This window comes from Nostoc parmelioides FACHB-3921 (genome assembly GCF_014696625.1).
Classification (GTDB): domain Bacteria; phylum Cyanobacteriota; class Cyanobacteriia; order Cyanobacteriales; family Nostocaceae; genus Trichormus; species Trichormus parmelioides.
The window spans coordinates 1-8,008 of the sequence record NZ_JACJQL010000130.1 but is presented as its reverse complement, the minus strand read 5'-3'; the positions used below and the strand labels follow the sequence as shown (position 1 = coordinate 8,008).

Below are 8,008 nucleotides of genomic sequence, written 5' to 3'. Positions count from 1 at the left end.
GATGGAGTAAAGTTTGAAGTATCTCAATTATATCTTTCTGCCTTCTGCCTTCTGCCCTCTGCCTTCTGCCTTGCCCCAACCAAGATCACCAAAAGTTGCCAAGACCCATAAAGTGGGATAGTCTTTCAAAAGTTGAGCTTCACTAATACCTAACCTACGCGCATTAATTAAAACCCAAACAGGAATACGGGTTCCGGTAATACACGCATCCCCACCACACACATAGGCAGTTTTCTCAATCCCTCGCCAAGGATTGCCCAAACTTTGAGCCAGTAACTGAATTGCCTGTGCTTTCTCGTTTGGTGTCAAGGCAAGTAGTTGTGATTCTAACTTCTGAAGTGTCATAAAATTGCCATGCCCAGAGGAAAGACATATTTATATATTTTAACGGAAACAGCATGATATTAAATGAGAGAAAGCGATAGTTGACGGAACCTCATCACTCTCACTCTATTCACGAATTTTGTCTCCTGTTGGCTAAGGGAATAAATTCACAATTTTTGATAATTTAAGTACGCCTGACATTTAAGCAGCACCATTCTTTGCGTTTCCACATAGTAGCGACTACCCAACCGTGTTTTTCTAAAGCCTCAGCAACAGAGGTAGATTGTTCAACTAAAATCCCGCTAAAAATAGCCCAAGTGCTAGGTTTAGATATCTCGCTGATTTCTGGGACTAATTGAATAATGACATCAGCTAAAATATTGCAAACAATACCATCTACCGGGCGTTCAATCAGTTTCTTTAAGATATCTACGCTACCTTCTGCTGGTACTAGGCGTTCTGGGTTGACCTCGTTGAGGGCGCGATTGCTGAAGGTTGACTGCACGGCTAAGGGATCGGTATCTACTGCATAGACTTTCTGTGCGCCTAATAAAACTGCCCCAATCGAAAGGATACCAGAACCACAACCAATATCTGCAATTATGACAGGTTCTTGATTCCCTCCTTGACTGATAAATGATTTGGGAACCTCACTCAATCTCATTTCTAGGGATTCTAGACATAATTGGGTGGTGGCATGGTTTCCCGTACCAAATGCTACACCAGGGTCGAGGCGGATGACTAACCTATCGGAGTTTTCCGGCGATGGTAGCCATGCGGGGTTGATGAGGAAGCGATCGCCTATTTCCTGCGGATGCCAATATTGTTTCCAGCTACTTGCCCAGTCTTCCTCATCAATGAGCTGCCAAGTCAAGGTAGGAGAAGATAATCCTATACACAGGGCATCTTGTTGCAACCATAACCCCAACGCCGCTAAATCTAATAACTGTGCTTGAAATATCGGCAAATAACCCTTAACTAAGCAAGAATCACCCTTACTTTCGCTAGCTGTACCACGACAACCAAAATCTTCCAGTCGCCAAGAAACAGAGTCTTCTAGCGCCGATTCACATGAAATCTGTATTTCCCACCAAGTGTTTGCCATTGTTGAAAATTGAGAATCCAGAATTCAGGAGTCAGGAGAAATTATTTCTGCTGACTTCTGAGTTCTGATTACTGACTCCTATAGTGTTACTGTATACGCGTCCCGAATGCCGGGTACTTTGGTGATTTCCGCCAAAATACCATCTGGTAAGGGATCATCAATGCTGAGAGCCATAACGGCATCACCACGGACGATTTTCCGCCCTACCTGCATGCTGGCAATATTGACATTAAAGCTGCCTAGTAAGGAACCGAGTTTGCCGATGATTCCCGGCATATCACGGTGCAAGGTGAACACCATGTATTTGCTTGGTGGGACGTTAATCGGGAAGCCGTCAACGTCGGTGAGGTGAATTTCCTTATCACCTAGCAATGCGCCGGTAACGGAATGAGTGCCTAAAGTTCCTGTCGCTTCCAGGCGTAGGGAACCAGCATAGTCACGGGCGGAAGCGTCGCGGGTTTCAATAACTCTGATTCCCCGTTCCTTGGCTTCTATGTTGGCGTTGACGTAGTTTACCCTTTCCCGTAGGGCTTGGTGTAGTAATCCTTTGAGGGAAGCAATTACTAAAGGCTGACTCTTGTTAGTAGCGAGTTCCCCTTGTAAGCGGACGGTGAGTAGTTCTACTCGTCCACCTGCTAGCTGTCCTACCAACTTACCCAAGGTTTCCGCTAGCTGCATATAGGGTTTGAGTTCTTCCAACACATCGGGGCCGAGTCCGGGGATGTTGACGGCGGAACGTGCGGGTAAACCCAACAACACATCGCGGATTTGTTCGGCTACGTCAATAGCTACATTCACCTGGGCTTCTGTGGTAGATGCACCTAAGTGGGGGGTAAGAATGATATCTTTACCGATCGCTCTTAAGTCTGATTCACCCAGTGGTTCCGACTCGAACACATCCAGCGCCGCCCCGGCAATTTTCCCTTCTTTAACGGCTGCGGCTAAGGCTGCTTCATCAATAATTCCCCCACGGGCGCAGTTGATAATCCGGGCGGTGGGCTTCATTTTCGCCAGAGTGGTGGCGTTGATGATGTGAGTAGTTTCTGGGGTTTTGGGGATGTGCAGAGTAATATAGTCAGATTGCTGCATCAGCAAATCTAAATCTACCAACTGACAGCCAATTTGTTCAGCCCGTTCAGTCGAAATGAAGGGATCGTAAGCTAACAATTTCATTCCCATTGCTTTCGCAACAGTAGCCACATGGGAACCAATTTTGCCTAAACCCACAACCCCTAAAGTTTTTTTGTAAACTTCCGCACCTACGAAAGTTTTGCGATCCCACTCACCGCGTTTCACGGAAGCGTTAGCATCGGGGATGTGGCGAGACAACGACAGCATCATTGCCAAGGCGTGTTCGGCGGCGGCGATGGTGTTCCCCTCAGGAGAATTGACCACAACAATTCCTCGACGAGTAGCAGCCGGAACATCTACATTATCCACACCCACACCTGCACGACCGATGATTTTCAGTTGTGTACCTGCTTCAATAATTTCTTGCGTGACGCGCGTACCCGAACGAATCATTAACGCGTCATACTGACCAATAATTTCTATTAATTCTGCTGGTTTGAGACCTGTATTGACATCAACAGTAGCGACTTGCGAGAGAATGTCAATGCCAGCCTGGTCAATAGGATCGGAGACGAGAACCTTAGACATGATTACATCATTTATAGTGACAAGTTTTGCTGCACAAGACTTTTTAGTTTAGACTTTATTCGTTACACTTCAGCAAAAAATCTGCGTTTTAATAACAACTTAACCTTCACTCACACCATGTACTAGAGGATATCAGAGTGTAGGTGTGGGGGTATAGGGGTGTAAGGGTGTGAGGGTGAAGCCACACCCCTACACCAAAGAAACCGCTATAATGCTGATGAAAACACTGGTGTAGAAGATTTTGGGGCAACCCGTCATGCTAAACTTCAACTTGCCAAGGTACTTACCTTCAGCCGACGAACTACCAGATTCTGACGAAACACCAGTGGATAACGAACTGCAAGAACTTATCCCAGGATTACTAAAAGCAATTCTGCTGCTACTCTGGGCAGAACGGATGGACTGGTTTTTTGGTGTAGATATGGGTGTTTATTTTCACCCAGATCAACCACCAATTGTGCCAGATGGGTTTTTGAGCCTTGGGGTAGAAAGATTTTATGATGAAGAACTGCGTCCCAGTTATGTACTGTGGGATGAACAAGTTGTTCCCATATTAGTGTTAGAAGTAGTTTCTCAAAACTACCGCAAAGAATACAGTGATAAATTAAATGACTATGCCGCTTTGGGTGTACTTTATTACGTCATTTATTCTTCTCGCCGCCGTCGCAAACCCCATTTAGAAGTACATAAATTAGTGAACGGCAAATATGAATTGCAAGAGGGAAACCCAGTTTGGCTACCAGAAATTGGTTTAGGAATTGGTTGCGAAAGGGGAAATTATTGCGGTGTAACACGGGAATGGATGTATTGGTACGACGAAGCAGGAAAGCGTTATCCCACACCAGAAGAACAGATTAAACAAGCACAACAACAAGCGCAACTTGCCCAACAACGCGCCCAGCAGGAAGCACAACGCGCCCAACAGTTGGCGGAAAGATTACGCGCTTTGGGAATAGATCCTGATAATTTGATTTGAGATTTAACCTTGACATTTCTGCAATAACCCTGAAATTTCGTAACCTTCAACAAGTTGGTGTATATACTCGTAGTCAGAATATCAACAGACACGGGTATGTTAATTGAATGGTTTGGTACTTGGATTGCAGGAAAAGCATTTGGATTTTTGGTTAAGACTATCATCAGCAAGGAATTTTTAGAAGAGTTAGTCAAAGATTACGCTAAAGATTTTTTCAGAAATATTATTCATAATGCTGTGACTGCACCATTCCAGCGAGAACCACTACAGAAAGCTGAAGTAATGGCGTTTGCAGAATTTCTGCAACTCATGCAGCAAGATTTGGAATACGGTGAACTATCCAAAGAGGAAATTGAAAATTATACCCAGCCGTTACAGCAGTTTTTAAAGCAGCCAGAAGTTAAAGAAATTTTGGGTGCTGCTTTTGACTATGAATGTGAGGTTGTCAATACTAAGAGATTACAAGAAATTTGGTATCTATCTAGTATATCTAGCTCGCTACCAGAAGATTTTAAATGGAAGAAGATAGGCAGAGAATACTTATTAAGAGTGAAGAAGATTATTCGAGAATTTCCCGAACTGAGGGCAATTCTTGATTCTCAGAATATAGAGCAAATTAAAGAAAACACACAAGCCATAGCTGGCATTATTTCTCAATTCGATTTAAAACGCTATCAAGAAGCAATTAGTGAGCATTACGGCAATTTAAAATTAGACAGTTTAGATACGACTGGCTACGCTTATAACGAACTCAAATTATGGCGAATGTTCATAGCTCAAAATGTGCGGGAAGTGCATCAAGTTTTGCCGCGAGTTCATGAACTGCCGAAAGAACACTTTAGAAGGCTGCGAGAAAGTGACCAAATAGAGGCAGAAATTGCTGCCGAGGAATTGCAAAAACTCACAAGGGTTTATTTAGAACAGCCACTACTTTCAGTATTAGATGTTGTTAATAATAAGCAAACTTATAAATATGTTGTAATTTTGGGTGATCCTGGTTCTGGTAAGTCTACACTATTGCAATATTTAGCTTTGAATTGGTCTGAGTCACCATTAGATAATGTGATCTCACAACCAATTCCTTTGTTAATTGAGTTACGTACTTATATGCGGCGGCGGGATGGGAATGAGTGTCATAACTTTTTGGAATTTTTGGATAAATGTAGCGGTGCAATTGAACATCTCAATCAACATCAAATGCGTGAACAGCTACAAGCCGGTAACGCTTTAGTAATGTTTGATGGGTTAGATGAAGTATTTGACCCTGGTAAGCGAGAGGATGTAATTACAGATATTCATCGCTTTACCAACGAGTATCCTAACGCTCAGGTGATTGTTACTTCTCGCGTAATTGGTTATAAACCGCAACGGCTGCGAGATGCTGAGTTTCGCCATTTTATGTTGCAAGATTTGGACTCAGCACAAATTCAGGATTTTATTCACCGTTGGCATGAGTTAACTTTCAGTGATGAAGCGGAGAAACTTAGAAAACGGGAAAGGCTGGAAAGAGGAATTGAAAATTCCAAAGCCATTACAGAATTAGCAGGAAATCCTCTATTGTTGACGATGATGGCAATTCTCAACCGTAATCAGGAATTACCTAGAGATAGAAGCTCACTTTATGAACAAGCATCGCGGGTATTGTTGCATCAGTGGGATGTGGAACGGGCTTTAGAAGAAGATAAACGGCTAGATCATAAGACTATTGATTATAAAGATAAGCAAGCTATGCTGCGTCAAGTTGCGTATAGTATGCAAACAAGTGGTGCAGGTTTAGCTGGTAATGTGATTAGTGCTGATCAATTAGAAAATATTCTGACTGAATATTTAAGAACTATAGAAATTAATCAACCCAGACAAGCTGCCAGGGTAATGAGAGAACAACTGAGGACTCGTAACTTTATGTTATGTTTCCTCGGTGCTGATTACTATGCTTTTGTGCATCGCACTTTTTTGGAATATTTCTGTGCTTGGGAGTTTGTCTGGCGGTTTAAAGAAACGCAAACGCTAAATATTGAACAGCTTAAGCAAGAGGTTTTTGGCAAACACTGGGAAGATGAAACTTGGCATGAAGTCTTACTATTAATTGCTGGGATGATTGATGCCAAATTCGTTGGCGAAATTATAGATTATTTAATGGTGCAGGATGGTGAAGAGAAGAAATTCACTAATATATTTTTGGCAGCTAAGTGTCTTGTTGAAGTCAGAAATCGTTCAGTAATTGAGTCAACAAGTGATAAACTGCTGAATCATCTAAAAGACTTAACTAAATATGATCTTTGGTATTATTATCATCGCTACGATCATGAAAAAACGGAGCTAGTTAGAGAAATTCGCACTCAAGCAGTCACAGCAATAGCCACAACTTGGCAAGATGACCCCACTACCAAAACCTTCCTCCAACAATGCGCCTCTGATGATGATAGTTCGGATGTGCGATGGACAGCAGTGGAACAATTAGCCCTGGCTTACAAGGATGACCCCACTACCAAATCTATTCTCCAACAACTCGCCTTTGATGATGATAGTTCGGATGTGCGATGGACAGCAGTACAACAATTAGCCCTGGCTTACAAGGATGACCCCACTACCAAATCTATTCTCCAACAACTCGCCTCTGATGATGATAGTTCGGATGTGCGATGGACAGCAGTACAACAATTAGCCCTGGCTTACAAGGATGATCCCACTACCAAAACCTTTCTCCAACAACGCGCCACTGCTGATTATGATTCGGATGTGCGACGGACAGCAGTACAACAATTAGCCCTGGCTTACAAGGATGATCCCACTACCAAAACCTTTCTCCAACAACGCGCCACTGCTGATTATGATTCGGATGTGCGACGGACAGCAGTACAACAATTAGCCTTGGCTTACAAGGATGACCCCACTACCAAAACCTTTCTCCAACAATGCGCCACTGCTGATGATAGTTCGGATGTGCGATGGACAGCAGTGGAACAATTAGCCCTGGCTTACAAGCATGACCCCACTACCAAAACCTTTCTCCAAAAACTCGCCACTACTGATGATGATAAATATGTGCGATGGACAGCAGTGGAACAATTAGCCCTGGCTTACAAGGATGACCCCACTACCAAATCCATTCTCCAACAACTCGCCACTGCTGATAATGATTGGGATGTGCGACGGACAGCAGTACAACAATTAGCCCTGGCTTACAAGGATGACCCCACTACCAAAACCTTTCTCCGACAACGCGCCACTGATAATGATTCGGTTGTCCGACGGATAGCAGTGGAACAATTAGCCCTGGCTTACAAGGATGACCCCACTACCAAATCTATTCTCCAACAACTCGCCACTGATGATAATGATTCGGGTGTCCGACGGATAGCAGTGGAACAATTAGCCCTGGCTTACAAGGATGACCCCACTACCAAAACCTTTCTCCAACAATGCGCCACTGATGATGATTCGGGTGTCCGACGGATAGCAGTGCAACAATTAGCCCTGGCTTACAAGGATGACCCCACTACCAAATCTATTCTCCAACAACTCGCCACTGATGATAATGATTCGGATGTGCGACTGACAGCAGTAAATGAATTAGCTAAGGCTTATAAATCTCAGCCTGAACTTTTTGAAATCTACTATAACTGTGCAACCACCGACCCCTTTGAAGACAACCATGATGATTTTAACCAAAATCCCCGGCGCGTTGCACTTGAGATAATAGTCAAACAGTATCCCCAGCATGAAAAAACTTTACCACTGTTGCGCGACAGAGCAGAGAATGACCCAGATGAGCAAGTGCAGAAATATGCTCAGACAAAGTTACAGGAGTGGCAAAGATGAATGTAATGCAGGGGGCTATCAGAATATAGTGGGAGCGTGAGAACCCCTACGATTTATCGAGGGGATGAAACGCGACTCAAGGGGATTTATCCCCGTGTTTCCTCACTTACCACGCTGGTTTT

Annotated in this window: 5 protein-coding genes; 2 read left to right on the top strand and 3 right to left on the bottom strand. The window is 43.6% G+C overall.

What is annotated here, in order from left to right; genetic code table 11:
- Positions 1–27: 27 nt before the first annotated feature.
- From H6G14_RS32280 to serA, 3 genes are all read right to left on the bottom strand, one after another.
- Positions 28–345, bottom strand: coding sequence for a DUF433 domain-containing protein (locus H6G14_RS32280; protein ID WP_242054308.1), 318 nt, complete (start codon positions 343–345; stop codon positions 28–30).
- Between the two features lie 163 nt (positions 346–508).
- Positions 509–1,429, bottom strand: a complete 921-nt coding sequence (gene prmA / locus H6G14_RS32275) for a 50S ribosomal protein L11 methyltransferase (protein WP_190572974.1) — start codon at positions 1,427–1,429, stop codon at positions 509–511.
- Positions 1,430–1,507: 78 nt separating this feature from the next.
- Positions 1,508–3,088 carry a phosphoglycerate dehydrogenase gene (gene serA / locus H6G14_RS32270; protein ID WP_190572972.1) on the bottom strand — a complete coding sequence of 527 codons (1,581 nt, stop codon included), beginning with the start codon at positions 3,086–3,088 and terminating at the stop codon, positions 1,508–1,510.
- Positions 3,089–3,344: 256 nt separating this feature from the next.
- Between serA and H6G14_RS32265 the strand changes: the two genes are divergently transcribed.
- Together H6G14_RS32265 and H6G14_RS32260 are read left to right on the top strand one after the other, a co-directional pair.
- Complete coding sequence (locus H6G14_RS32265) at positions 3,345–4,064, top strand: Uma2 family endonuclease (protein WP_190572969.1); 720 nt, start codon at positions 3,345–3,347, stop codon at positions 4,062–4,064.
- A 96-nt stretch (positions 4,065–4,160) separates the two neighbouring features.
- On the top strand, positions 4,161–7,886 hold the full coding sequence (locus H6G14_RS32260; RefSeq protein ID WP_190572967.1) for a HEAT repeat domain-containing protein: 3,726 nt from the start codon (positions 4,161–4,163) through the stop codon (positions 7,884–7,886).
- Positions 7,887–8,008 lie beyond the last annotated feature (122 nt).